26 protein-coding genes and 1 pseudogene are annotated in these 22,448 nt (G+C 63.0%); 20 read left to right on the forward strand and 7 right to left on the reverse strand.

Going from position 1 to position 22,448, the window contains the following annotated elements:
• Nucleotides 1–2: 2 nt before the first annotated feature.
• Nucleotides 3–740 carry an enoyl-CoA hydratase/isomerase family protein gene (locus FJ311_06725; protein MBM3951132.1) on the reverse strand — a complete coding sequence of 246 codons (738 nt, stop codon included), beginning with the start codon at nucleotides 738–740 and terminating at the stop codon, nucleotides 3–5.
• A gap of 53 nt (nucleotides 741–793) precedes the next feature.
• Between FJ311_06725 and FJ311_06730 the strand changes: the two genes are divergently transcribed.
• The 19 genes and pseudogenes from FJ311_06730 to glcF all read left to right on the forward strand — a co-directional run bounded on the left by FJ311_06730 (nucleotide 794) and on the right by glcF (nucleotide 15,058).
• Nucleotides 794–991, forward strand: coding sequence for a hypothetical protein (locus FJ311_06730; GenBank protein ID MBM3951133.1), 198 nt, complete (start codon nucleotides 794–796; stop codon nucleotides 989–991).
• A gap of 235 nt (nucleotides 992–1,226) precedes the next feature.
• Nucleotides 1,227–1,784, forward strand: coding sequence for a nitrile hydratase subunit beta (locus FJ311_06735; protein MBM3951134.1), 558 nt, complete (start codon nucleotides 1,227–1,229; stop codon nucleotides 1,782–1,784).
• Nucleotides 1,762–2,184, forward strand: a complete 423-nt coding sequence (locus FJ311_06740; GenBank protein ID MBM3951135.1) for a nitrile hydratase subunit beta — start codon at nucleotides 1,762–1,764, stop codon at nucleotides 2,182–2,184. Before FJ311_06735 ends, FJ311_06740 begins: the two co-directional genes overlap by 23 nt.
• Before the next feature lie 74 nt (nucleotides 2,185–2,258).
• Nucleotides 2,259–2,717, forward strand: a complete 459-nt coding sequence (locus FJ311_06745; protein ID MBM3951136.1) for a zinc-binding protein — start codon at nucleotides 2,259–2,261, stop codon at nucleotides 2,715–2,717.
• Nucleotides 2,718–2,732: 15 nt separating this feature from the next.
• Nucleotides 2,733–4,511 (forward strand): thiamine pyrophosphate-binding protein, encoded by a 1,779-nt coding sequence (locus FJ311_06750; GenBank protein MBM3951137.1) that lies wholly within the window; start codon nucleotides 2,733–2,735, stop codon nucleotides 4,509–4,511.
• A gap of 341 nt (nucleotides 4,512–4,852) precedes the next feature.
• Nucleotides 4,853–5,645 (forward strand): annotated as a pseudogene (locus tag FJ311_06755) (nitrile hydratase subunit beta).
• Between the two features lie 37 nt (nucleotides 5,646–5,682).
• Entirely contained in the window at nucleotides 5,683–6,384 is a 702-nt protein-coding gene (gene scnC / locus FJ311_06760; protein ID MBM3951138.1) for a thiocyanate hydrolase subunit gamma, read from the forward strand.
• A 96-nt stretch (nucleotides 6,385–6,480) separates the two neighbouring features.
• Nucleotides 6,481–6,795 carry a nitrile hydratase subunit beta gene (locus tag FJ311_06765; GenBank protein MBM3951139.1) on the forward strand — a complete coding sequence of 105 codons (315 nt, stop codon included), beginning with the start codon at nucleotides 6,481–6,483 and terminating at the stop codon, nucleotides 6,793–6,795.
• A 246-nt stretch (nucleotides 6,796–7,041) separates the two neighbouring features.
• Nucleotides 7,042–7,884 (forward strand): ABC transporter ATP-binding protein, encoded by an 843-nt coding sequence (locus FJ311_06770; GenBank protein ID MBM3951140.1) that lies wholly within the window; start codon nucleotides 7,042–7,044, stop codon nucleotides 7,882–7,884.
• 35 nt (nucleotides 7,885–7,919) lie between these two features.
• The gene (locus FJ311_06775) at nucleotides 7,920–9,200 is read left to right on the forward strand and encodes an ABC transporter substrate-binding protein (GenBank protein ID MBM3951141.1); all 1,281 of its coding nucleotides are present in this window, start codon (nucleotides 7,920–7,922) and stop codon (nucleotides 9,198–9,200) included.
• A 23-nt stretch (nucleotides 9,201–9,223) separates the two neighbouring features.
• Nucleotides 9,224–10,066 carry an ABC transporter permease gene (locus FJ311_06780; GenBank protein ID MBM3951142.1) on the forward strand — a complete coding sequence of 281 codons (843 nt, stop codon included), beginning with the start codon at nucleotides 9,224–9,226 and terminating at the stop codon, nucleotides 10,064–10,066.
• 52 nt (nucleotides 10,067–10,118) lie between these two features.
• Nucleotides 10,119–10,307, forward strand: coding sequence for a CbtB-domain containing protein (locus FJ311_06785; GenBank protein ID MBM3951143.1), 189 nt, complete (start codon nucleotides 10,119–10,121; stop codon nucleotides 10,305–10,307).
• Nucleotides 10,308–10,332: 25 nt separating this feature from the next.
• A complete protein-coding gene (locus FJ311_06790; protein MBM3951144.1) occupies nucleotides 10,333–11,103 on the forward strand; it encodes a hypothetical protein in 771 nt (256 codons plus the stop codon).
• 15 nt (nucleotides 11,104–11,118) lie between these two features.
• Nucleotides 11,119–11,313, forward strand: coding sequence for a CbtB-domain containing protein (locus FJ311_06795; GenBank protein ID MBM3951145.1), 195 nt, complete (start codon nucleotides 11,119–11,121; stop codon nucleotides 11,311–11,313).
• A gap of 143 nt (nucleotides 11,314–11,456) precedes the next feature.
• On the forward strand, nucleotides 11,457–11,792 hold the full coding sequence (locus FJ311_06800; GenBank protein ID MBM3951146.1) for a hypothetical protein: 336 nt from the start codon (nucleotides 11,457–11,459) through the stop codon (nucleotides 11,790–11,792).
• A gap of 23 nt (nucleotides 11,793–11,815) precedes the next feature.
• The gene (locus tag FJ311_06805) at nucleotides 11,816–12,046 is read left to right on the forward strand and encodes a sulfurtransferase TusA family protein (protein MBM3951147.1); all 231 of its coding nucleotides are present in this window, start codon (nucleotides 11,816–11,818) and stop codon (nucleotides 12,044–12,046) included.
• 64 nt (nucleotides 12,047–12,110) lie between these two features.
• Complete coding sequence (locus FJ311_06810) at nucleotides 12,111–13,244, forward strand: NAD(P)/FAD-dependent oxidoreductase (protein MBM3951148.1); 1,134 nt, start codon at nucleotides 12,111–12,113, stop codon at nucleotides 13,242–13,244.
• Between the two features lie 80 nt (nucleotides 13,245–13,324).
• Nucleotides 13,325–13,699, forward strand: coding sequence for a hypothetical protein (locus FJ311_06815; GenBank protein MBM3951149.1), 375 nt, complete (start codon nucleotides 13,325–13,327; stop codon nucleotides 13,697–13,699).
• Between the two features lie 48 nt (nucleotides 13,700–13,747).
• Entirely contained in the window at nucleotides 13,748–15,058 is a 1,311-nt protein-coding gene (gene glcF / locus FJ311_06820) for a glycolate oxidase subunit GlcF (protein MBM3951150.1), read from the forward strand.
• Between the two features lie 10 nt (nucleotides 15,059–15,068).
• On the opposite strand, the gene FJ311_06825 is transcribed toward glcF, so the two are convergent.
• Nucleotides 15,069–15,392 carry a hypothetical protein gene (locus FJ311_06825; protein ID MBM3951151.1) on the reverse strand — a complete coding sequence of 108 codons (324 nt, stop codon included), beginning with the start codon at nucleotides 15,390–15,392 and terminating at the stop codon, nucleotides 15,069–15,071.
• Between the two features lie 58 nt (nucleotides 15,393–15,450).
• Nucleotides 15,451–16,491 carry a transcriptional regulator CynR gene (gene cynR, locus FJ311_06830; protein ID MBM3951152.1) on the reverse strand — a complete coding sequence of 347 codons (1,041 nt, stop codon included), beginning with the start codon at nucleotides 16,489–16,491 and terminating at the stop codon, nucleotides 15,451–15,453.
• 124 nt (nucleotides 16,492–16,615) lie between these two features.
• On the opposite strand from cynR, the gene FJ311_06835 reads away from it, so the two are divergent.
• Nucleotides 16,616–17,833: an alpha/beta fold hydrolase gene (locus FJ311_06835; GenBank protein MBM3951153.1), complete on the forward strand. Its 1,218-nt coding sequence runs from the start codon at nucleotides 16,616–16,618 to the stop codon at nucleotides 17,831–17,833.
• Here the strand turns inward: FJ311_06835 and FJ311_06840 are convergent.
• The 4 genes from FJ311_06840 to FJ311_06855 are packed head-to-tail and all read right to left on the reverse strand — an operon-like array spanning nucleotide 17,830 to nucleotide 22,368.
• Entirely contained in the window at nucleotides 17,830–19,416 is a 1,587-nt protein-coding gene (locus tag FJ311_06840; protein MBM3951154.1) for a gamma-glutamyltransferase family protein, read from the reverse strand. The two genes, FJ311_06835 and FJ311_06840, sit on opposite strands and share 4 nt — an antisense overlap.
• A 29-nt stretch (nucleotides 19,417–19,445) precedes the next feature.
• Nucleotides 19,446–20,768 (reverse strand): TRAP transporter large permease subunit, encoded by a 1,323-nt coding sequence (locus FJ311_06845; protein ID MBM3951155.1) that lies wholly within the window; start codon nucleotides 20,766–20,768, stop codon nucleotides 19,446–19,448.
• A complete protein-coding gene (locus FJ311_06850; GenBank protein MBM3951156.1) occupies nucleotides 20,758–21,270 on the reverse strand; it encodes a TRAP transporter small permease subunit in 513 nt (170 codons plus the stop codon). The genes FJ311_06845 and FJ311_06850 overlap by 11 nt, the downstream gene beginning before the upstream one ends.
• Nucleotides 21,271–21,288: 18 nt before the next feature.
• Nucleotides 21,289–22,368 (reverse strand): TRAP transporter substrate-binding protein, encoded by a 1,080-nt coding sequence (locus FJ311_06855; GenBank protein MBM3951157.1) that lies wholly within the window; start codon nucleotides 22,366–22,368, stop codon nucleotides 21,289–21,291.
• Nucleotides 22,369–22,448 lie beyond the last annotated feature (80 nt).

Consider the following 22,448-nt stretch of genomic DNA (forward strand, 5'->3'; position numbering starts at 1 on the left):
TCTCAAATGTTCTGACGACGGACACCCTTGGCGCGATAGTCGGCGATCCGCTGGCGCAAGCCCGGTCGAAAGGCGGAACGCACCAAATCCGCCATGTCCGCATCGCGGGTGTCCCGGACGGTCAGCGCGAGCAGGTGTGCGCGCGCGGGTGCGCTCATCACGTTCCACTTCTCGATCAGCGCGCGGACGGCGGCGGGCCAGGCGCTTTCATCGACCAAGTCGGTCAGCAGCCCCCACGCGCGGGCGTCTTGGGCCGAAAACTCCGCCGCATCGCGCAGGATCGCGCGCGCCCGGTCGGCGCCGATCCGCGCGGCGAGACGCCGCGTGCCGAGGGCCAGATCGAAACGCCATCCCGGCATGCGGAAACGCGCGTCGGGTGTCGCGATCCGGTCGCTGCACGCGCAGACGATATCTACGCCGGCGCCGAAGTTGCGTCCCTTAACCAGCGCCACGATCGGGAACGGCGCGTGGTGCAGATTCTGCAACAGCTGTTCGATACGCGCGAAGCGGTGCAGCAGTTCGCCGTCTGACACGGTTTCGAGATCGGCGAGATCGAATCCGGTACAGAAATTCCGTCCCGTGCCGGTCAACACGACGGCGGCGCCTACGCGCGCCTTGGCCCCTTCCAGTGCGTCGAGCAGCGCTTCGACCGTCGGCGCGTTCAAGGCGTTGCCGCGATCGGGACGATTGAGCGTGAGGGTGAGGACGTCGCCGTCCCATTGTTGGAGCAGGCTGTCCACGAAGGGATATTCTGCGCTTGGGTGGGGTATTCGCCGAAACGGAATGGTAGTGGATGAGCAAGCATTTTGGAAAGCACGTGGACTCGCTCGGATTTGTCGCGCGTTTTTGCGCAACACAACATCAGATCTTTCTAATAAGCGTAGGTGAGCGACTAACCCATTGGTATAACTTTGGTTCAATGATCATCGAAAATGTTTTCGGCGGCGGTGTCACTGCGCTGCTCCCCGTTTCTCAGTCGGTAGAGGCTTGAGTCTGTTCGCCATTGCACCGCTCCCAATCCTTGGATCAGCTGAAACCGGAGTTTTTCGGAGGCTCAATCGGATACAGCATGACTTTTCCTAAATAGGAAGAACCTATGCGATCCATCGAGATTGCGTCTTGGACAGGGGGATACATCAGCATTATCATAACCATACTTTTATTGTGAATTCAGTAAATGATTGACGCCTTACAGTGCAAATTCAGCCTGCTGCCGGAAGGAGCGAATGAGCTTCGGCTGGCGCTGCGTGGGCTTCAGGCGTCGCCGGGCGAAGTGTCTGAGCAGACGCGCTCCCTGCGGCACCGCGCTTCCATGCCCGCCAAATCCCGTTTCGTCTTCATGCGTTCCCCTCGACTCTATCCCAGTCAAAATAACGTACGAGGATACGAACATGACGTCGCGTAACACACCAGAGCCACCGCAGGACGCGCCTTCTCCAGATGTCTTCAATCATGCCCGATTCAAAGAGTCGATGCACGTCGTTCACGATATCGGGGGCGAAAAGGGCGGGCCCATTCCGCTGGAAGAGAGAAAATCAAAGCCCTGGGAGCTCAATACCTATGCCATTTGTGAGTGTCTCTCCTGGCGCGGTGTCTGGACCAACGTGGAGAAGCTTCGCCGGGCTGCCGACTTGGGAGATAAATACCTTGCGGTGCCTTACTCCGGGCGCTGGCTGCTTGCCGCCGCGCGGGCGCTGGTCGACAAGCAGCACATCACGCTGACCGAGTTGACCAACAAAATCGAAGAGGTGAAAAGACGCCATGCGGAAAAGTCGCCACGCTGAGATACAGGATGAAGGAATTGGCAAGGCGAGCAGCTCGCCGATGTTCAACCATCTGCGTGTCGCCGAAATCGCCGCAGGGGTGGGCGACCCTCAGTGCTACCGGGGCAAGGCTGATCCGCCCAAGTTCAAGGCGGGCGATCGCCTGCGCGTCAAAGACCAGCCGGATCTCTTTTATAACCAGACCCCGGGTTACATACGAGGGGCCATAGGAACCGTCGTGGAACTGGCCTACGAAAGCCCCGCACCGGAGGACGAAGCGTGGGGCCATATTGACGAAGTCGAATGGTTCTACTTTATGTGCTTTCGGCATGAAGACCTGTGGGATGACGATTCTCCCGACACGAACTCGAGCGACACGATATGGACCCAGATTTCCGAACGGTGGCTGGAACCGGTGTAAAGCAACGGCGGACATAACCGGATGCGGCTTGGGCGAAGCGACTGTAATCAGGATTTCCCTTGCAGGAGTGTTTTATGGTTAGACAAGCCCTCCATCTGCCGCTGGTATACAGCTGCTCCGGATGTTCCAGTACGGCCCAACTCGCCAATACGCTGGCCTTGTGCCTGGACCGAAACGGGGAAGCACAGATGTCCTGCATCGCCGGTGTGGGCGGCGATATACCGAATTTTGTGCGTCAGGCCACCTCAGGCCGACCGATTCTCGCGCTGGACGGCTGCCCGCTGGGCTGTGTTCGCAGTTGTCTGAAACGCCACGGCGTGGAACCTCACCGCTACGTGCAACTGCAAAAGCATGGGGTGAAAAAGCGTTATGGCCAGGAGGCCCCGGAGGACGATGTCAAGCGCCTCTACCCGCGGATCGTGGAACTCGCCCGAGAGATTCGACCGGATCGTGACCCGCTGGCGACGCAGGCGAGTTCATGTTCTCTGGAGCAGATATCGCAGCCTGATGCGCATGGCGAAGCAGAAGCATAAGCGTGGTGGGATTTGATGAGATCCACAGCCGTAGACAGGAAAGAAACCTTCACGGGCGAGCGGGAGGACGGCGAGTGTCCGCGGAGAATGAAGGGCCAGCAATTCTTGGCGGCGTTGATCCGCCGATCGGGCGCGAAGGCGGTGTTTTTCGTCCCGACATTCTTGTATCCAACGCTTGTGGAGTTGGCGGAGGATCCGATCAAGCGCGTATTGTGTCATTCGGAGAAGGCTGCGGGCTATATGGCCGACGGCTATGCGCAGGCATCGGGTACGCCGACGATCGTGATCGCCCAGGGCGGCCCCGGAGCGACGAACCTGTATGCGGGCCTGGTGGATGCCTGGCAAAGCCATACGCCGTTGCTTGCGGTGACCCCGGTCCTTCCAAGCTCACGTTACCACGGCAACTCCTATCAGGAAGCCTATGTGGATTTCCGGCCGGTGACCAAGTACGACGCGGAGGTCCGCTCGATCGACCGGATGGCGGAGTTCTTCGGCAAGGCTTACCGGGAGATGACGACGGGGGCGCCCCGGCCGGTCCACCTCTATCTGGACGGCGCGCTGGAAGCGGGCGAGTCGGAGTTCGATTTCCGGCACCTGGATCAGCGCTACTTCTCCTATCCCGCGTTCCGTCCGCGCGCGGACGATGACCTCGTGGAGCAGGCCGTCCAGGAGCTCCGCCATGCGGAGTGTCCGGTGATGGTTTGCGGTCGTGGGACGGTCGTTTCAGGCGCATGGGAGGAAGTGACGGCGCTGGCCGAGCAGTTGGATATGCCGGTTACCACGACCTTGGGCGGCAAGGGGAGTATCGACGATCGACATCCACGGGCGCTGGGCGTGACGGGCTCCTACCGGCGGCCGCCGACCGACCGCGTGATTACCGAGGCGGATGTGGTGCTCTATGTGGGGGGTCATCACGGCGGGGCGACGACAAATATGCGGAAGATGCCGACGCCGGGGGTGCGGGCTATCCACATTGACATCAACCCGGCTCAGCCCGGCGCGAACTATCCTAACGTATTGCCGCTTGTAGGTGATGCGCGGACGGTCCTGCAGCAGATGCTGCAGGTCGCGCGGCGCTCAGCGGCGCGGGGCGCGCACAGCGCGTGGGTGGCGAGGGCGCAGAAAGAGCTGCGGGAGTGGCGCGAAAGCCAGCATGAGCACATGTATGGCAACGCGATTCCGATTCGGCCGGAACAACTGGTGATCGAGCTTGTGAAGGCGTGTCCGGAGAACACGCTCTACGTCACGGACACGGGCTATGTCGGCACGTGGGCCGGCGTCTTCATGGATCTTCCGCCGGGGAAGAACTTCCTGCACTGCGAGGGGAGTCTGGGGTGGGCGTTTCCGGCGGCGATGGGCGCAAAGGCGGCGGTCCCCGAGCGGCCGGTGGTGGCGTTCACGGGTGACGGGGGATTTTTCTATCATCTTACTGAGCTTGAGACGGCGGTGCGCAATGGGATCAACCTGATTACGGTGGTGTTGAACAATCAGGCAATGGCTTTCCAGACGCACCTGCTGCGGAGCCTCTGGGCGGGGTCTCCCGATTTGGACAAACTGTCGGAGTTCAAGGAGACGAATTTCGCGGACATTGCCCGGGGAATGGGCGCTTGGGGTGTCCGCGTGACGGATCCGAAACACATCGGAAAGGCGTTGCGGGATGCGATCGATGCGGACATGCCAGCGGTGGTGGATGTGGTGATCGATCAGGCGGCCGCCGCGCCCGTGGCGTTCATGGCGGGGCAAGGGAGCCGCAGGGACACGCTCACGGCGCCCGGGAAGGAGAAACGCCTTTAGCAGGCCGGAGATTCTCATCTGATCCGGTCCAAGTTCCGGGGTGCGGCCAATGCAGAACGGGCTCTACCCATCGCTGGATGAAAGTTGGGGCTCAGGTCACGGCCACAGTTTTATCTATAGACATTTCCTATAGATTTAATTCGAACATGCAATTTGACATATACTCTCCTCTCGTGGATAGTTTTACCAGTCGTGGGGGTGCCTAACGGGTTACCTACGCGGCTCCGCCCCGGATTTGCGGAGGGTATCTTGCATTGGTGAACCGTATCGGGACTGCTACAACCGACCATAAGCCTCTTCGAACATAAATTTCTTCTAATACAAGAAGGAGTACAAGACGTATGTCATCCCCCACCAGAGACAGAGTACTACGCCACATCGACGTTGTCGGCCAGATGCAGCCAGCTCTGCACAAGCAGACGCACGCGCCGGCCCCCGATCAAATCGATCACACCCTCTTCAGGGCCTATACGCGGATGCCGCACGACGTTGGCGGCGAGCCGGATGTGCCCATCACCTGGGAAGAGAAGGAGGAGGAACAGTGGGAGCTCAATACCTTCGCCACATGCGAATGCCTGGCTTGGCGCGGTGTCTGGAACGCCGAGGAGCGGCGCCGCCGGCAAAACGTCGATCTCGGTCAGACGCAGTATCTCGGTCTGCCGTATTACGGGCGGTGGCTGTTGACCGCCGCGCGGATCATGGTGGACAAGCAATATGTCACGCTCACCGAGTTGGTCAACAAGATTGATGAAGTGAAAAAGCGCCATGAGCACAAGTAAGCACGATAGAACTCACCACGCCAAAAAAGCCACCGGGATCGGCGATCCCCAGTGTTTCAAGGGTGAAGCCGGTAAGGCCAAGTTCAAGGTCGGCGACCGTGTGCGGGTCAAGGATCTGTCCGATGTCTTCTACAGCCGGACCCAGACCTACCCTCGTGGCGCGGTTGGTACCGTGACCGTACTGGTCTACGAAAGCCCCGCTCCGGAAGACGAGGCGTGGGACAACACGGACAAGTCCGAATGGTTCTACAGCGTGAAATTCCGGCAGAAGGATCTTTGGCCGGATTATCCCGATCTGTACGCAAACGATACGCTAGAGACCGAGTTATCCGAGCGCTGGCTGGAGAAGGCATAGCCTGACCGGCGGACGCCGAACAAAAGGACAAGCACAAATGTCAGATAAACACGAACCCGCGCCGATGGTTAATGAAGTCAGCGACTTCGAGGTGCTCGAAATGGCCGTGCGCGAACTGGCCATTGAGAAAGGGCTTTTCTCCGCCGAGGACCATCGGCGCTGGACGGAATACGTCCACACCCTCGGTCCCCTGCCCGCGGCGCGCCTGGTCGCCAAGGCGTGGCTGGATCCCGCGTACAAGAAGCTGGCGGTGACCGACGGGGTCAAGGCCAGCCTGCAAGTCGGCGTCGACTGGATCAACAGCCCGCCGACCGGCTTCGGCACTCCAAGCGACTACTGCGCCCTGCGCGTGCTCGAAGACACACCCAAGCTGAAGCACGTGGTGGTATGCACGCTCTGCTCGTGCTATCCGCGGCCGATCCTCGGCCAGTCGCCGGAGTGGTATCGAACCCCGAATTACCGCCGCCGCCTGGTGCGCTGGCCGCGTCAGGTGCTTGCGGAATTCGGCCTGCAACTGGACCCGGACGTGGAAATTCGGGTCGCGGACTCCAACCAGAAGACCCGTTACATCGTGCTGCCGGTGAGACCCGCCGGTACGGAAGGCTGGACCGAGGACCAGTTGACCGCGATCGTGACGCGGGATTGCCTGATCGGCGTGGCGGTGCCGAAACCCGGGGTCACGGCGAATGCCAAGCGCCCCGTGCGCCCCGCGGTACACCCGGTGCATCACAGTCACTGACGGAGCGAGTCGTGACCGGATGGGGCTCCAAAGATGAAGGATAAAGATAAAGGCTCCGAAACCGGCCGGCAGGGGACGGATACGACTCCCGTTCCCCTGCTCGAGGCGATCAGCAGTCGCGGGAGGGTGTGGGAGGATTTGGCCGAGCAATACGGCGTGACTAACCCCGACCCGCCCTGGAAGATTACCCTGGATGCGACGTGTGATCTGCTCGCCGCCGGCTCCTGCGTGCTGCCCGTGCTCGAACGTCGCGCCGAAGAGGACGATCTCTCCGCGACGAATTACGCGGACATCCCCTTCCCGGAGCGACAGCTTCTGGCGCTGGCGCACTCGTTGATCCGGCGAGGGCTGTTGGACGAGGACGAACTCGCGCGACGAATGGAAGAGGTCAACCGGCGTCTCAACAGCTGACCTCGACCGGCGTCAAACAATAATAACGAGCGCGTGATGCTGGCTCGCTTCTGGGAGTTTCATGGGAAAGCAACGTAACAGCGGAGGCAACGACGAATTCCGCGACCGACACTCACTCGCGTACGGCCGGGGGGCGGCCGAGCGGGGAGGGACGGCTCGCGTCCGGAACGGCACCGCCATCGTTGAATCTCATGCGTCCGCGTGCGTGAAGCACGATCGTTCATCTTTAGATCGGGGAATCGAGTCGTGACCATCCGCGGCGTGGAAATCAAGATACGGAATTTGACTCATCGATACTCCTCGAAGGCGCCGCTGACGTTCGAGCGGGTCGATATCGAGGCCAAGCGCGGCGAAGCGCTGGTCATCATCGGCCGCTCCGGTTGCGGCAAGTCGACTTTGCTGCACATTCTTGCCGGTCTGATGCGTTCGTCGGATGGCACGATCCATCTCGACAGCGAGCGCGTCACCGGCCCGTCGCCGCGTTGGGTGATGATGTTCCAGGCGCCGCACCTTTTTCCCTGGATGACGGTGGAGCGCAACGTCGGCATCGGCCTCCGTTTTGGCGGTTGGCCCAAGAACGAAATCCGCGAGCGTGTTGCCAAGGCCATCAGCCTGGTCCATCTCGACGAATTCGCCGCCAACAACGTGCAAGACCTGTCCGGCGGCCAGCAGCAGCGCGTCGCGCTCGCCCGCTCGCTGGTGATGGAGCCGGAACTGCTTCTGCTCGACGAGCCGTTCTCGGCCCTCGATGCCTTCACCCGCGCCGCCCTGCAGAAGGACGTGCGCTCGATCGCCAAGGAGCTGGGCATCAACTTGGTGATGGTCACCCACGATATCGACGAAGCGGTCATCATGGCCGACCGCGCCCTGGTGATGGCGGGCAAGCCCGGCAAGATCGTCCACGACATGACGATCAATCTTCCCGATCCGCGCGACCGTCTCGATCCGGCCGTGCAGGCCCTGCGCGCGCGCCTGATGCAAATTTTCCACGACGCGACCCACGGCCCCGGTTCCGGCAAGGCCGTGGACAACAACAACCAGTCCGAAACCGTAGTAGGGGCGCCTCCCCCCGCGCGCCTGAGGCGATAGCAAAACCGGCCCCTTAAACAGGAAGGAGTCACGCAATGAAATCGCTTTATGACAAGCACGGCGACGGCATCAACGACCCTAATCTGTACATCGAATACGATCCTCTGTTCGAAGGCGTACTGGGCACGGGCATCAACCGGCGCGATCTGCTGGCGGCGGGCGGTCTGGCCGCGCTGAGCGGCAGCCTGCCGATGCCGTCCTTCGCCCAGGAGAAGAAATTCAATCCGGTGGTCAAGATTTGCTACATCCCGATCACCGACGCGGCGGCCCTGCTGATTGCGCATGAACTGGGGCTGTTCAAGAAAGAAGGTCTCGAATCCGAGGCGCCGACGCTGATCCGCGGCTGGTCGCCGCTGGTCGAGGCTTTCGCGGCGCACCGCTACAATCTGACCCACATGCTGATTCCGATCCCGATCTGGATGCGCTACAACAACAAGTATCCGATCAAGATCACGGCGTGGGATCACACCAACGGTTCCGCCATTGTCGTCAGTGAAAAGAGCGGCATTAAGACTCCGAAGGATTTCGGCGGCAAGCAGTTCGCGGTGCCATTCTGGTACTCGATCCACAACATCGTTTCGCAGCGGATCATGAAGGCCGCCGGCATCAAGCCGGTGATCAAGCCGCAAGACGCGAAGCTGGCTCCGGATGAGTGCAACTACGTGGTCCTGCAGCCCCCGGCGATGCCGCCCGCGCTCGCGGCCGGCACCATCGACGGCTATTGCGTGGCCGAACCGTTCAACGCGCTCGGCGAACTCAAGGCCGGCGGCCGGGTGTTGCGCTTCACCGGCGACGTCTGGAAGGGCCATCCCTGCTGCGTCGTGGTCATGCACGAGGCCGACGCCATGGACCCGGATCGCGCGGCCTGGGCGCAGGCCGTGCACAACGCCGTCATCGCGGCGCAGATCGTTCTCGCCGAAAACCGGCAGGAAATGGCGGACCTGATGTCGGCCGACGGCAAGAACTACCTGCCGTTCCCGAAGGAAGTAGTCCGCCGCGCGATGATGTTCTATGACCCGGCCTACTATAAGAATCCGCAGGCCATCAAGCATCCGGAATGGGGTCAGGGCCGGATTAACTTCCAGGGCTGGCCGTTCCGGTCCGCGACCGAATTGGTGACCAAGGATCTGAAGGAGACGGTGATCACGGGCGACGCGCGCTTCCTCGAGACTCTCACTCCTCAGCACGTCGCCAACGATCTCGTCAATTATAACTTCGTCAAGAAGGCGCTGGAAGCAAATCCGAAATGGCGGAATGACTTGAGCGTTCCGCAATCGGGCGATCCCTTCACCCGCGTGGAGACGTTCCAACTGTGAGCAATGGCGTCGTATCCGCCGCGATGGGCGAGGTAAACCTCGGGGGGCAGCCCGCGCCGGGCGGCGCTGCCCCCGTCACCTCGCTCAAACCTCGTTTGAAGGACGCGGGGCGGCGCCTGTTCAATTGGGTCGCGGGCCTGGCGATTTTGTTCGCGCTGTGGTGGTTCGGCGCTTACCTGATCTACATTAATCCCGCCACCACCAACTTCGCCAGCTTCGGCCCGATCCCGACGTTCGAGGCGTTCCCGGTCCTGTGGAAGCAGGGCAAGATTCAGGCCGCCGTGATGACCAGCGGCGAGCGCCTCGGTCTCGGGCTTCTTATCGCCATTGCCGTCGGTGTGCCGATCGGCATCCTGCTCGGGCGCAGCAAGCGCTTTCGCGAACTGAGCAATTCGCCGTTCCAGTTGCTGCGCATGATCAGCCCGTTGTCGTGGGAACCGATCGCGATCATCGCGTTCGCGAGTTGGAACGGTGCGATCGTCTTCCTGATCGCCATCGCGTCAGTATGGCCGATCGTGTTCGCGACGGCGGCTGGTCTGGCCAAGGTGGATCCGGCCTGGTTCAAGGTTGCGCGCAATCTCGGCGCCAAACCCTGGCACATGGTCAAGGAGATCATCCTGCCGGCGATCTTGTTCGATATCCTGACCGGCATTCGTCTCGCCCTGGGTGTGGGCTGGATCGTGCTGGTGCCGGCGGAATTTCTCGGCGTCACGTCGGGCCTCGGCTACTCCATCGCCGACGCGCGCGAAACGCTCTCCTACAATCACCTCAGCGCGATGGTGCTGATCATCGGGGTCATGGGCTACATTCTCGACAGCACATGCGCGTTGCTGATCAAGTACGGCAGCTACCACCGCTCGGAGTGAGTTTCTCTTGCCTTCCGTAACTCGACGTTCGTTCAACCAAGGAGACCATGTCATGACACAACCGATTGCCACCGCCCCGCGCATCGCCGCGGGCTCGACCACGGTCGCGACATCGAAGCAGATCGCCGGCGCCTTCCTGCTCGGGATGGTGATGCTGTTCGGCGCGGGCTTCGTGCAGACGGCGGAGGTCCACAACGCCGCCCACGACGCGCGCCATTCCATCGGCTTCCCTTGCCACTGAGGTTCTCGCCCGCGGGCGTAGCGCGATGGTTTTTCGGCGCATTGTGATCTCCGCCCTGCTGGTGGGCGCGCTGTCGGGCTTGCTGCTGACCGCGGTCCAGCTCTGGCAGGTCGTGCCCATCATCATGAGCGCGGAGAACTTCGAAGGCGGGGGTGAATCTATCGCCGATCAATCTGCTCAGTCGCCGACCGCGCACGCCCAGGCGGGGCAGGCGGCTCCCCATGATCACGGTGAAGCCTGGGCGCCGGAGGACGGTTGGCAGCGGACCGTCTTTACGCTGCTCGCGAACGTGCTGACCGCAATCGGGCTGGCCTTGGTGTTGTTGACCGCAATCGTGACCGCGCTCAGGGTCAATGCCGCGACCAAGCTCGATTGGCGCCACGGGTTGCTCTGGGGCGCGGCCGGATACGCGGTGTTTTTCGTGGCTCCGTCGATCGGCCTTCCGCCGGAAATTCCCGGCGCGGCGGCGGCGCCGCTGGTGAAGCGGCAACTGTGGTGGCTGTTCGCCGTGGCGAGCACGGCGGCGGGATTGGCCGGCGCGGCGTTCGGTAAATCGCCATGGCGCTGGGCGGCGCTCGCATTGCTGGTCATCCCCCACCTGATCGGCGCGCCTCATCCTCCCGGCGCCATGTTCGAAGGGCACCCGCCGGAAGCGGTCGCCGAACTGACGCGGTTGGCCAAGGACTTCATCGGCGCGACCGCCATCGCCAACGGCGTGCTCTGGCTCGCGCTCGGGCTGTCGTCGATTTGGGCGGTCCGCCGCATTATTTCGCCTTCGTTGTCATCTCAAGCTTAACCAGGAGAAGAAACCATGACCGAACATGTTTCAGCCGCCACCGCGCCGCGCGTCGTCGCCGGTTCGACCACGATTTCGAAACCGATCCAACTTGCGGGCGCCTTCCTGTTCGGGATGGTTATGCTCTTCGGCGCGGGCTTCGTGCAGACGGCCGAGGTGCACAACGCCGCCCACGACGCGCGGCATGCCATCGGCTTTCCCTGCCATTAAGCGTGGTTGAGTCCTGCCGGCTCGGCCCATGAGGGGAGAATCGTGGGGGCGCTTTCCCCTCGCGCCTACGGCAGAGCTAGGAAGTTGTTATGCCCAGAAAAATCCACATTGTTTGCGTATCCGGCACGCGCGAAAAGCTGCAGATGGCGGCAATGTTCGCGTCGGTCGCGGCTGCGTGTGGCGACGAGGTGACGGTATTTTTCTCCATGAACGCGTTGCCGTATTTCGTCAAAGGACATAAAGGAGAGGCGCCGGCCGAGGGCGAATTCGGCGCCCTTGTGACGCAAAAGGGCGTTCCACCGTTTAAACAATTATTTCAGCAAGCCGTCGAGTTGGGCGACGCCAAACTGCTGCCGTGCTCGATGGCGATCGATTTGTTGAAGCTTAAGAAGGACGATCTCGACCCCGAAATGGGTCCGCCGACCGGATTGACCGGCTTTTTGACCGAATCCGAGGGCGGGCAGTTGCTTACGTTCTGACCGCAGCAGGAAAGTATGGAAAAATGAGCGAAATCAAGACCATCGACGCGCGCAACACGTTCTGTCCCGGTCCGCTCATGGAGCTGATCACCTATATGAAGCAGGCGAGCGTCGGCGATACGCTCGAATTGCTGTCGACCGACGACGGCTCGGCGACCGACGTGCCGATGTGGGTCAAGAAGTGCGGCCACGAGATGATCGGATCCGAAAAGAAGGGCGAAGTCTGGCACTTGACCGTGCGCAAGGCGAAATAATACGGCTCGGATAGGTTTGGGCGACGCTTCGAATCGCTGTTGACTTTCAGCAAAGGAGGCACCTTTGAGAATTTTAGTCGTGGGGGGAGGGACGGGCGGTACCATCGTGGCCAACAACTTGGCGCGGCGGTTGGTGGCGGGAACCAGCTCCGGCAAGGTGAAGATCACCATGCTGTCGGCGTCCGACCGGCACATGTACCAGCCGGGCCTGCTCTACGTCGCGTTCGGGCAGATGATGCCGGACGAACTGTACCGCGACCAGGCGAGCCTGCTCGAGCCCAACATCGACTTTTACGTCGATCCGGTCGAGAAATTCGACCTCGACCGCAACAGCGTGACCACCAAGAACGGCAGGACCTACGAATACGATATTCTCGTCATCGCGACCGGAAGCCGCATGATGCCGCACCTGGTCTCCGGCATGGTCGAAGGCGCCGAGTTTTTCTACACCGAGGAATCCGCGCTCAAGATGTTCAGGCGCTTGCGCGAATTCCAGGGCGGACGGGTGGCCATTACCGTTGGCGTTCCGCACAAGTGTCCGATCGCGCCGGTCGAGGTCACCTTCTCGCTGCACGACTACTTCAAGGCGCGCGGCATTCGGGACAAGGTCAAGATCAAGTACCATTATCCGATCAACCGCATCCACAGCATCGAAAACGTCGCCAAGTGGGCCACGCCCGAGTTCGACCGCATGGGCGTCGAATACGAGACGCTGTTCAACGTCAAGGAAGTCGACCCGAAAAAGAAGATCGTCCGCAGCGAGGAAGGCACCGAATACGAGTACGATCTGCTCATCGCCATCCCCGAGCATCGCGGCATGGAGGTGATCGAAAAGCACAAGTTCGGCGTCGGCGGCTGGATTCCGACCAACCGCCATCAACTCACCATGGAAGGCCGCGACAACGTCTTCGTGCTCGGCGACACCACCAACCTGCCGGTCAGCAAGACCGGCTCGGCCGCCCACTTCCAGGCCGAGGTAGTCGCCGACAACATCGCCTCGATCGTCAAGATCGGCGCCCCGGTCCGCGAATACGACGGCAAGGTCTACTGCTTCATCGAGGCCGGCCACGACCGCGCGACTTACGCCATGTTCAACTATCTCAACCCGCCCGATCTCAAGCCCGCGAACAAGTCGATGCACTGGTTCAAAATGTCCTACAACCAGATGTATTGGACCAGCGTCCGTGGCTTACTCTGAAAGCCGACGTCATGACCCCTGAAAGCAAGCCCTCCGCCGCCGCGCCGGCCGCCCGCAGCGCCGAAGACCTCGCGCGCGACATCGAGCAGTTGTCCGAATTGGCGACCCTGGTCGCGTCGGCGCGCGATGCCATGTCGGACGAGATCGTCACGCGCCTGTCCTCGGCGTTCAGCGAAGGCATCACGCTGCTCGACCGCTTGACCCGCAACCGGGGGCTGATGCGCCTGCTTCAGGTCTTGGACCGTCCCGAAAGCCAGTACCTGCTGATGAGCATGGCCGACGCCATCAGCGCCATGAGCCGAGACCTGGCCAAGACACCGCCGGCGAAGGGCGGTTTGGTCAACCTGCTGATGCTGGCGAGCCAGCCCGGCACCCAGGAAGGCCTCCGCTCGCTCTCGCTCCTCGGCCAGCATTGGAGCGCGGGCCTGCGCGAGCTACACCGACGCGGCGGCTGACACCGCCCGCGCTATTCTTCCGCGCGCGCCGCATCCTGGGATAAACGGATGCAAACCTTCTTCACCGCCGAACGGTTGGCCGATCCGGCCATCGCCCACGCCGACGAAGAGCTGCGCGCCTGCCTGCAATGCGGCTATTGCCTGGCCACCTGTCCGACCTATCAGGTGACGGGCGACGAGCTCGACAGCCCGCGCGGACGGACCAAGCTGATCAAGGAAATGCTGGAAAGCGAGCGGCCGCCGGACGATCGGACGGTCGCGCACATCGACCGCTGCCTGTCGTGCCTCGCCTGCATGTCGAGCTGTCCGTCCCGGGTGCACTACATGCATTTGGTGGACCTCGCCCGGGTCCACATCGAGGGCAATTACCGGCGTCCGCTGTTTGACCGGTTGGTGCGTTGGACACTGGCGCGCATCCTGCCCCATCCGAGGCGGTTCCGCGCGGCGATGCGAGGCGGGCGGTGGGCACGGGGGTTGGCCTTCGCCCTGCCCGCGAGGCTGCGCGCGATGGTCGAATTGGCACCCCACGTTCTGCCGCCGCCCAGCCCGAACGACCGTCCGCAGGTTTTCCCGGCCGAAGGCCCGCGCCGCCGCCGCGTGGCGCTGTTGACCGGGTGCGCGCAACAGGCCCTGAACACGGCCATCAACGACGCAGCCCTCCGCATTCTCAGGCGGCATGGCTGCGAAGTCGTGGTCGCGGCGGGCGCCGGCTGTTGCGGGGCGCTCACCTACCACATGGGCCGCTCGGGGGACGGCCGAGCGGCCGCCGTTCGGAATATCCGCGCCTGGATGGCGGAAGTGAACGGCGACGGACTGGACGCGGTCGCCGTCACCGCGGGCGGCTGCGGCACCATGGTCAAGGACTACGGTTTCATGTTCCGCAACGAGGCCATCGCCGCGGATGCGGCGAAAATTTCCGCCCTCGCCAAGGATATTTCCGAACTGTTGACGGAGATCGGGTTGGTCTACAAAACAAAGCCCGGGTTGCGCGTCGCCTATCACACCGCCTGCTCGCTGCAGCACGGGCAACATTTCCGGTTCGGGCCCAAGAAACTGCTGCGCGCCGCCGGATTTTCCGTGATCGAACCCAACGATCCGCACATGTGCTGCGGCTCCGGGGGAACCTACAACCTGCTGCAACCGGAAATGTCGCGCCGATTGCGGGAACTCAAGGTGCGGTCGCTGGAACGGGGTTCGCCCGACGCGATCGTCGCGGGCAGCATCGGATGCATGATGCAAATCGGCTCCGGCACCCGTTTGCCGGTGATCCACACCGTTGAACTGCTCGATTGGGCGACCGGCGGGCCGATTCCGCCCGCTCTCGATGGTCTCGTCAGGACGGTCGTGGCGGCGGAATAGCCGCTCACCTTTAACTTCGCCAGATCAGAACGTAGCGCGAGCGGTCGACCTTGCCCCGATTTTCGGCAATGGCGATTTCCGCGCCAAACGGTTTGACGGCGCGATTGATCGGGCTTTTCAGAATTAGGTTTCGGAATTTCGTGTAGTCGATGCCGGCGAAGGCATCGTCCTCGCCTTGCAGGAACCGGTGCAGATCGGGAAGCGCAAAACGCCATCGACCGCGCTCGAGCCGAAATTCCCGACAACGACTCAATTTGTCGAGTTGGGCCGCGTCTTTTCCGGCCACCCGTTCAAAAAACGCGAGCAGGGCCCGTTCAGCCGCCGCCGCGACCATGGCCAGCTAATTCCCTGACAAACATGAGTAATTCCCATTATTCGGGCGAGCGCCCCCGCTACTCGGCCCCGTTGGCCGGGCGGGTTTCGTCGTGGGCGTCGGATGACGACCGGGCCTCTCGAATCTTTTCCTGATAGTACGTTTCCGACAGGGGGCAGGGAACCCGGTGGGGCAAGGGCGTTTCCTCATGGCGCCGTTTCACCCAATCCAAGGCGATTTCGGAGAACGCGAGGATGGCCGGGCTTTTGTAGTGTCCCTTGCGGCGGATCAGTGTAATCTTTTTTTCGGGCATCTTCGGGGAAAGTCCGATCGCGTGCAGCCCGCATTGGGTACGGGCGATGCTGTGGGGGAGTACGGTCGCGAGCGGGCCCGATTGGATCATTTCAACGATCACGCTCAGCGAATTGGTTTCGATCGCGATGCGCGGCTCGATACCATGCTTGTGGCAATAGCGGTCGATGTGGCGTCGCAGGGCAAAATCGGTGTTGAGCAGGGCGATGGATTCCTGAGCAAATTCCCGCGCGTTAATCGGCTTCGATTGCCCGGCGCGGGGATGTTCGTTGCCGACGGCGACGCAGAGGGTTTCCTCGAACAGCACGGTGGCTTCGATTTCGCTGGAGCGCGCCTCGCCCGAACGGCGCTTGGTGAACGTGATGCCGATGTCGATGCGGTCCTCGGCCACCGCGACTTCGATGTCGTCTTGGGGCATTTCGAGCGTGCTCAAAGTGATGCCCGGATAGCGGTTGTTGAAAGTTTGCAGGAGCGAACAGGTCAGATGGTCGGTGATCGGCGTCCACCCCAGGCGGAGCGAGCCGCGGCTCAAGTTGTGTACGGCATGAATCGCCCGGCGGCCCGCGTCAAGCTCGCCGCGGGCGCGATGGGCGTGGCGCAAGAAGATTTCGCCGGCGTCGGTCAGCCGCACGGTTCGTCCCGAGCGGTTGAACAGCGGCGAATTGAGCGATGCCTCTAGCTGCTTGATTTGCTGCGACATGGTCGGTTGGGAGACATGCAGCGCTTCCGCCGCGCGCGAATAACTGCCGTGCTCGGCGATCGCGATCAGGTATTGGAGGGAGCGTGGAAAAACGTCTCGGCGATCCATAGGCGCCTCCTATCTGTTTGGCGATAATTATGGCAAAACCAATAGCTTAATCCAAGCGGGATAAGGCCCGAGGGACTATGATTGTCGGCGCAATCCGGCGCTTCAATGTGCAAGGGAGACCGCCATGTCGACCGAAAAATATGATTTTCCGGGCGTCGGGGGACACAGGCTTTCGGGCCGGCTTGAATTGCCCGACGGCCAGCCGACCGCCTACGCCGTGTTCGCCCACTGCTTCACCTGCGGCAAGGACGCGCGGGCGGCGACGCGGATCGCGCGCCGGCTCGGGGAACTCGGGATCGCAACCCTTCGTTTCGACTTCACGGGGCTCGGCGGCAGCGAGGGCGAGTTCGGGAACGCCGGATTCACGTCGAACATCGACGATCTCGTCGCCGCCGCCGATCATCTTCGAGTCAATCGCATAGCGCCGTCGTTGCTGGTAGGCCACAGCCTGGGCGGAGCCGCGGTGCTCGCCGCCGCCGGCCGCATCCCCGAAATCAAGGCCATCGCCACCATCGGCGCGCCGTTCGACGCGGCTCATGTGCTGCATCTGTTCGGCGGGCACCTACCCGCATCCGACCGAAACGAGCCCACCGACGTGACGATCGGCGGCCGTTTGTTTCGGATCGGAGGATCGTTCGTCGACGACTTAGCCCGCCAGGACCAAGGCGGGCGTATCGCCGGCCTGCGCCGGTCGCTGTTGGTTCTACACGCGCCTAACGATGCCACCGTCGGCATCGATAACGCCTCGCAGATTTTCCTGAAGGCAAAGCATCCGAAAAGTTTCGTTTCCCTCGACGGCGCAGACCATCTGCTGTCCAACCCGCGCGACGCGGAATACGCTGCCACGGTGATCGCCGCGTGGGCGTCGCGTTATATCGGTGATCAGGCGCCGCCAGCCACGGCCGATTCGGCCGTTGCCGGCCAAGTCGTGGTCGAAGAAACCGGAGCGGGCAAGTTCCAGAACCGCGTCCGCATCGGCCGGCATGCGCTGCTGGCCGACGAGCCGGCGAGCTTCGGTGGGTTGGACAGCGGACCGAGCCCCTACGACTTTCTCCTCGCCGGGCTTGGCGCCTGTACCGCCATGACGCTCCGCCTCTACGCGGACCGCAAAGGGATTCCGCTCCGGCGCGTCCGCGTCGGCCTCGATCACAATAAGGTTCACGCCGCCGACTGCGCCGATTGCGAAACGCGCGAAGGGAAAATCGACGAGATCGTCAAGACGATCGTCGTCGAGGGCGATCTCGACGCAGAACAGCGCGCCCGTCTGATCGAGATCGCCGACAAATGCCCGGTCCACCGGACCCTGCATTCGGAAATCAAGATCCGGACCCAATCGCCTTAAAACGCCGCCACCGCGCCGTCGCTGCGCGGATCGGCGGCGCCCTCCAGCGTTCCGTCCGGACGGCGGACGACGGCGCCGGCGTGCCCCATGATCGATGTGAAGTCCGCCAGCATCTCCACGTCGTGCCCGGCCGCGCGCAAGGCGGCAATCAACGCGGGGTCGAACCGACTTTCGAGTTTCAGGGTCACGCTCGGCTCGCCCCAGGTGCGGCCGAGCAGCCAGCGCGGCGCGGTTACCGCCGCCTGGAGCCCTTGGCCGAAGTAAGCGTAGCGCGTGAAAATCGCCGCTTGGGTTTGCGGCTGACCCTCGCCGCCCATGGTGCCGTAGACCATGATCCGCCCGTCGTCGAAGCGGGCAAGGGCGGGGTTGAGGGTATGAAAAGGCTTCCGCCCGGGCGCGAGCACGGTCGGCCCCGGGCCCGCGAGGCGAAAGCTGCTGCCGCGATTTTGCCATTGGATGCCGCTCTGCGGCAGAACCACTCCCGAGCCGAACTCGAAGTAGACGCTTTGGATGAAACTGGCGGCGCGGCCTTCGCCGTCGATCGCACCCATCCATACCGTATCGCCGGTGGTCGCTGGGGCGGGCCAGGGCAGGGCCCGGTGGCCGATCCGGCCGGCGAGCCGGTCGAGAAACGCAGCCCGCAAAAAATCCTCGGGATCGCGGGTCATGGCGTCCGGGTCGCCGACATGGGCGTCGCGGACCAGAAAGGCCTGCTTGGTTGCCTCGATCAAACCATGCAGGTGGTCGAACGTTTCCGCCGCACGCACGTTCAAGCGCTCGAACAGCCCCAGGATCATGAGCGAGGAAAGCCCCTGGGTCGGCGGCGGGTGATTGAACACGGTTCCGGGCTTGAGGCGGAGCGCGAGGGGATTGCGCCGCTCCGCCCGCTGGCGGGCGAGATCGGCGGCGCCGACCGGCGATCCCAAGCGCGCAAGATCGGCGGCGATGCCGCGCGCCAGTTCGCCCCGGTAGAAACCATCGAGACCTTGAGTGGCAACCGCGCGCAAGGTTCGCGCCAGGGCCGGCAGTTTCAGCGTCGAGCCCTCCTTGGGCGGCGCGCCGCCGGGCAGAAATTGTTCGGCAAACCCTGGCACGTCGCGCAATTCGGGGAGCTTCTCTTCGGTCAAGAGCGCTTGACTTGCGCTCACCGCGAACCCGTTTTCGCCGTGGCCAATGGCGTCTTCCAGCAGGCGCGCGAGCGGCAGGCGGCCGCCCCATTCGGCGCTCACGGCGAGTGCCTCGGCCCAACCGGAAACGGTCCCGGCGACGGTATTGGCGGCCAAGGCGCCGCGCCAGGGAATCTGGTCGAGTCCGCGGCGCCGGTAGAAATCGGGGGTCGCATCGGTGCCGGCCCGGCCGCTGGCGTCGATCGCGAGCGGCGCGCCTCCCGGCGCTGCCACCAGCCAGAATCCGTCGCCACCGATTCCGGTCATGTGCGGATAGACGACGGCGAGCGTTGCGGCCATGGCCACGCACGCCTCGATCGCGGTGCCGCCCTCGCGCAACACGGCGAGTCCAGTCTGGCTGGCGAGATGATGCGGGGCCGTGACCATGCCCCGCCGGGCGCGCGGCGTGTTCAGCATGCGGCCATCCTAAATCGCGGATACGCCGTTCACCAGCCGATGGCTTTCGGCAGCCATGTCGCAAGCCCCGGGTTGTAGAACACGATTACCAGCGCCACAATCTGCAGGCCGATAAAAGGAATTACCCCGACATAGATGTCGTCGGTCGTGACCCCGGGCGGGGTGACGCCGCGCAGGAAGAACAAGGCCCAGCCGAACGGCGGAGTCAGGAACGAGGTTTGCAGGTTGACCGCGATCAAAATCGCGATCCAGACCAGTTCGACGTTGGCCTGGATCAGGATCGGCAGGAACAGGGGGACGACGATATAGGAAATCTCGATCCACTCGATAAAAAACCCGAGGATGAAGATGATCAGCATCATGAACCAGATGTCGGCCTCGATTCCGCCGGGAATGAACTCGAACAGGTCGTGGACCAACTTGTCGCCCTGTAGGCCGCGAAACGCGAGGGCGAACACCTGGGCGCAGACCAGGATAAACATCATGCCCGCGGTGATGCGGGTGGTGGTGTGAACGGTATCCTTGAGCACGTTCCAATTGAAGCGGCCGGTGATGGCGGTGACGAGAATACTGCCGAGCGCGCCCATCGAGGCCGCCTCGGTTGGCGCGGCGATTCCGCCGATGATCGAGCCGAGCACCGCCAGCACCAGCGCGACCGGCGGCACGCCGACCCTGAGGACCTTGCCGACGAGCTCGCGGCGGGACACACCGGCGCGTTCGTCCAGGGGAACCGGCGGCACCAGATCGGGGCGGACGATGCCGAGGCCGAGGAGGTAGACGCAATAGATGGCGGCGAGGGCCAAGCCCGGGAACAAGGCGGCGGCGAAAAGCGTTCCGACCGATTCGCCGATGATGTCGGAAAGCAGAATCAGAATCAGGCTCGGCGGAATGATCTGGCCGAGGGTGCCCGAGGCGCAGATCGCGCCGCACGACACGCGCTTGTCGTAGCCGCGCCGGAGCAAGGTCGGCAGCGTCAGCAGGCCCAGGGTGACGACGGTGGCGCCGACGATACCGGTGGTCGCGCCCATCAGGACGCCGACCAGAATGATGCCGATGCCCATGCCGCCGCGCAGATTTCCGGCGAGATGGCCGATCACGTCCATCAATTCTTCGGCCAGGCGGGATTTTTCCAGCATCACGCCCATGAACACGAACAGCGGAATGGCGATCAGCGTGTAGTTCGCGGTTACGCCGAAAATGCGCGCTGGCAGCAGGTTGAACAGCCCCGTGCCGAAGCCGAGGTAGCCGAAGAAAAACCCGCTGATGGCGAGCGTCAGCGCGACCGGAATGCCGACCGCCAGCAGCACGAAGAACGAGACGATGGTGAGAATGGCGAGAACTTCAGTCGGCATGGCGGCCCAGAAGTTTGAGAATCGCGCGCAGCGCCGCGGCCAAGGCCTGAAGGCCGAGCAGGGCAAAGCCGAGCGGGATTAGGGACTTGAGCAGAAAGCGGTGAGTCAGTCCGCCCGGGTCGGGCGATTTTTCGCCGATGCTGTAGGACTGCTCGACGTAGGGAATCGCGAGCAGAACCATGATCACCGCCATGGTCAACACCAGAAGGTGCGTCACCGTGTCGACCGTTTCCTGATACCGGGGCGGCATCCGCCCGAACACCACGTCGACCCGCACGTGCCCGTCCTTGAGGATGGCGTAGGACATACCGAGCAGCGCAATCGGCGCCATCAGGTGCCATTCCAGTTCCTGCATGGCGACCGATCCGGTGCTGAAGGCGTAACGCAGCAGGACGTTGAACGCCATTACCAGGACGATGGCCAGCGAACTCCAGGACGCGACCACGCCGAAAGATTCGACAACGGCTTCGCAGGCGCGCGCCAGCGCGGCGAACTTACGCATGGGCTCGCGCCGTCCGGATCAGCCGCGGATCTGGTTCTGGTACACGGCTTCGCTGATGCCGGCCCACTTGTCGTGGGTTACCTTGAAGGCCATGAACGAGTCATGGACCTTCTTGACCAGCGGGTCCTTGGTGGCGTCGGCGAGAACCTGGTTGGTGACTTCGCGCAGCTTGCCGACCATGGCGGCGGGCAGGGGCTGGGCGGTGACGCCGTGATTCTTGACCAGATCGTCGAGCGCCTCGGCGTTGGTCGCCTCGCACCAGGTGTGGCTCACGACATGGGCCTGGGCGGCAGCGGTGCGGACGACCTCCTTGAGGTCGTTGGGCAGCGAATCCCACGCCTTGCGGTTGACGATCAGCTCGGTGATGGTCGAGGTTTCATGCCAGCCGGTGGTGTAGTAGTACTTCGCGGCCTTGTGCAGGCCGAGACGGCGATCCTGGTAGGGGCCGACGAATTCGGCGACGTCGATGACGCCGCGCTCCAGCGCCGGGAAGATTTCGCCCGCCGGCAACAGCTTCACGTCGACGCCGAGCGCGGCGTACACCTTTCCGGCGAGGCCCGGAATGCGCATCTTGAGCCCCTTCAGGTCCTCGACCTTTTCGATCGGCTTGCGGAACCAGCCGGTCATCTGGATGCCGGTGCTGCCCATCGGGATCGGAACCAGGTTGAAGGGGGCATAGACTTCTTCCCACAGCTTCAAGCCGCCGCCGTGATAGAGCCACGCGGTCATGCCTTGGAAGTTGAGCCCGAACGGCACGGCGGTGAAATACTGCGCGGCGAACGTCTTGCCCGACCAGAAATAGCTGTTGGCGGCGTTCATCTCGATGGTGCCCTTGGACACCGCGTCGAAGCCTTCCAGGGCGGGGATCAACTCGCCGGCGGCGAAATGCTGGATGTTCAGCCGCCCGCCGGAAAGGATCTTCACTTTTTCGATGAAGTCGGTCGGGCTGCCGGGGCCGGCGACGTAGAAGGGTGCGCCGGGGCCGTAGGCGTTGGTCATTTTCCAGTTGAACCGCTGCTGGGCGCGCGCGATCGCGGGTGCGGCGAGGGTCGCGGCGGCGCCGGCGACGGCGCCCTTGATCAACGTACGGCGTTTCATGGCTTAGGGCTCCCTGTGATGATGGCGATTGACGCTCGCCGATGAAGGCGAGCCATCTTAATCGGCTTCGCGCGGAACGC

The sequence above is a fragment of the Rhodospirillales bacterium genome, from assembly GCA_016872535.1.
Lineage (GTDB): Bacteria > Pseudomonadota > Alphaproteobacteria > Rhodospirillales > 2-12-FULL-67-15 > 2-12-FULL-67-15.

Coding starts and splice junctions, on each gene's coding strand:
- FJ311_06730 (MBM3951133.1), top strand. CDS start 794: ATGAGCAAGCATTTTGGAAAGCACGTGGACTCGCTCGGATTTGTCGCG.
- FJ311_06735 (MBM3951134.1), top strand. CDS start 1,227: ATGAGCTTCGGCTGGCGCTGCGTGGGCTTCAGGCGTCGCCGGGCGAAG.
- FJ311_06740 (MBM3951135.1), top strand. CDS start 1,762: ATGCGGAAAAGTCGCCACGCTGAGATACAGGATGAAGGAATTGGCAAG.
- FJ311_06745 (MBM3951136.1), top strand. CDS start 2,259: ATGGTTAGACAAGCCCTCCATCTGCCGCTGGTATACAGCTGCTCCGGA.
- FJ311_06750 (MBM3951137.1), top strand. CDS start 2,733: ATGAGATCCACAGCCGTAGACAGGAAAGAAACCTTCACGGGCGAGCGG.
- scnC (MBM3951138.1), top strand. CDS start 5,683: ATGTCAGATAAACACGAACCCGCGCCGATGGTTAATGAAGTCAGCGAC.
- FJ311_06775 (MBM3951141.1), top strand. CDS start 7,920: ATGAAATCGCTTTATGACAAGCACGGCGACGGCATCAACGACCCTAAT.
- FJ311_06780 (MBM3951142.1), top strand. CDS start 9,224: ATGGGCGAGGTAAACCTCGGGGGGCAGCCCGCGCCGGGCGGCGCTGCC.
- FJ311_06785 (MBM3951143.1), top strand. CDS start 10,119: ATGACACAACCGATTGCCACCGCCCCGCGCATCGCCGCGGGCTCGACC.
- FJ311_06790 (MBM3951144.1), top strand. CDS start 10,333: ATGGTTTTTCGGCGCATTGTGATCTCCGCCCTGCTGGTGGGCGCGCTG.
- FJ311_06795 (MBM3951145.1), top strand. CDS start 11,119: ATGACCGAACATGTTTCAGCCGCCACCGCGCCGCGCGTCGTCGCCGGT.
- FJ311_06800 (MBM3951146.1), top strand. CDS start 11,457: ATGGCGGCAATGTTCGCGTCGGTCGCGGCTGCGTGTGGCGACGAGGTG.
- FJ311_06805 (MBM3951147.1), top strand. CDS start 11,816: ATGAGCGAAATCAAGACCATCGACGCGCGCAACACGTTCTGTCCCGGT.
- glcF (MBM3951150.1), top strand. CDS start 13,748: ATGCAAACCTTCTTCACCGCCGAACGGTTGGCCGATCCGGCCATCGCC.
- FJ311_06825 (MBM3951151.1), bottom strand. CDS start 15,392: ATGGTCGCGGCGGCGGCTGAACGGGCCCTGCTCGCGTTTTTTGAACGG.
- cynR (MBM3951152.1), bottom strand. CDS start 16,491: ATGGATCGCCGAGACGTTTTTCCACGCTCCCTCCAATACCTGATCGCG.
- FJ311_06835 (MBM3951153.1), top strand. CDS start 16,616: ATGTCGACCGAAAAATATGATTTTCCGGGCGTCGGGGGACACAGGCTT.
- FJ311_06840 (MBM3951154.1), bottom strand. CDS start 19,416: ATGCTGAACACGCCGCGCGCCCGGCGGGGCATGGTCACGGCCCCGCAT.
- FJ311_06845 (MBM3951155.1), bottom strand. CDS start 20,768: ATGCCGACTGAAGTTCTCGCCATTCTCACCATCGTCTCGTTCTTCGTG.
- FJ311_06850 (MBM3951156.1), bottom strand. CDS start 21,270: ATGCGTAAGTTCGCCGCGCTGGCGCGCGCCTGCGAAGCCGTTGTCGAA.
- FJ311_06855 (MBM3951157.1), bottom strand. CDS start 22,368: ATGAAACGCCGTACGTTGATCAAGGGCGCCGTCGCCGGCGCCGCCGCG.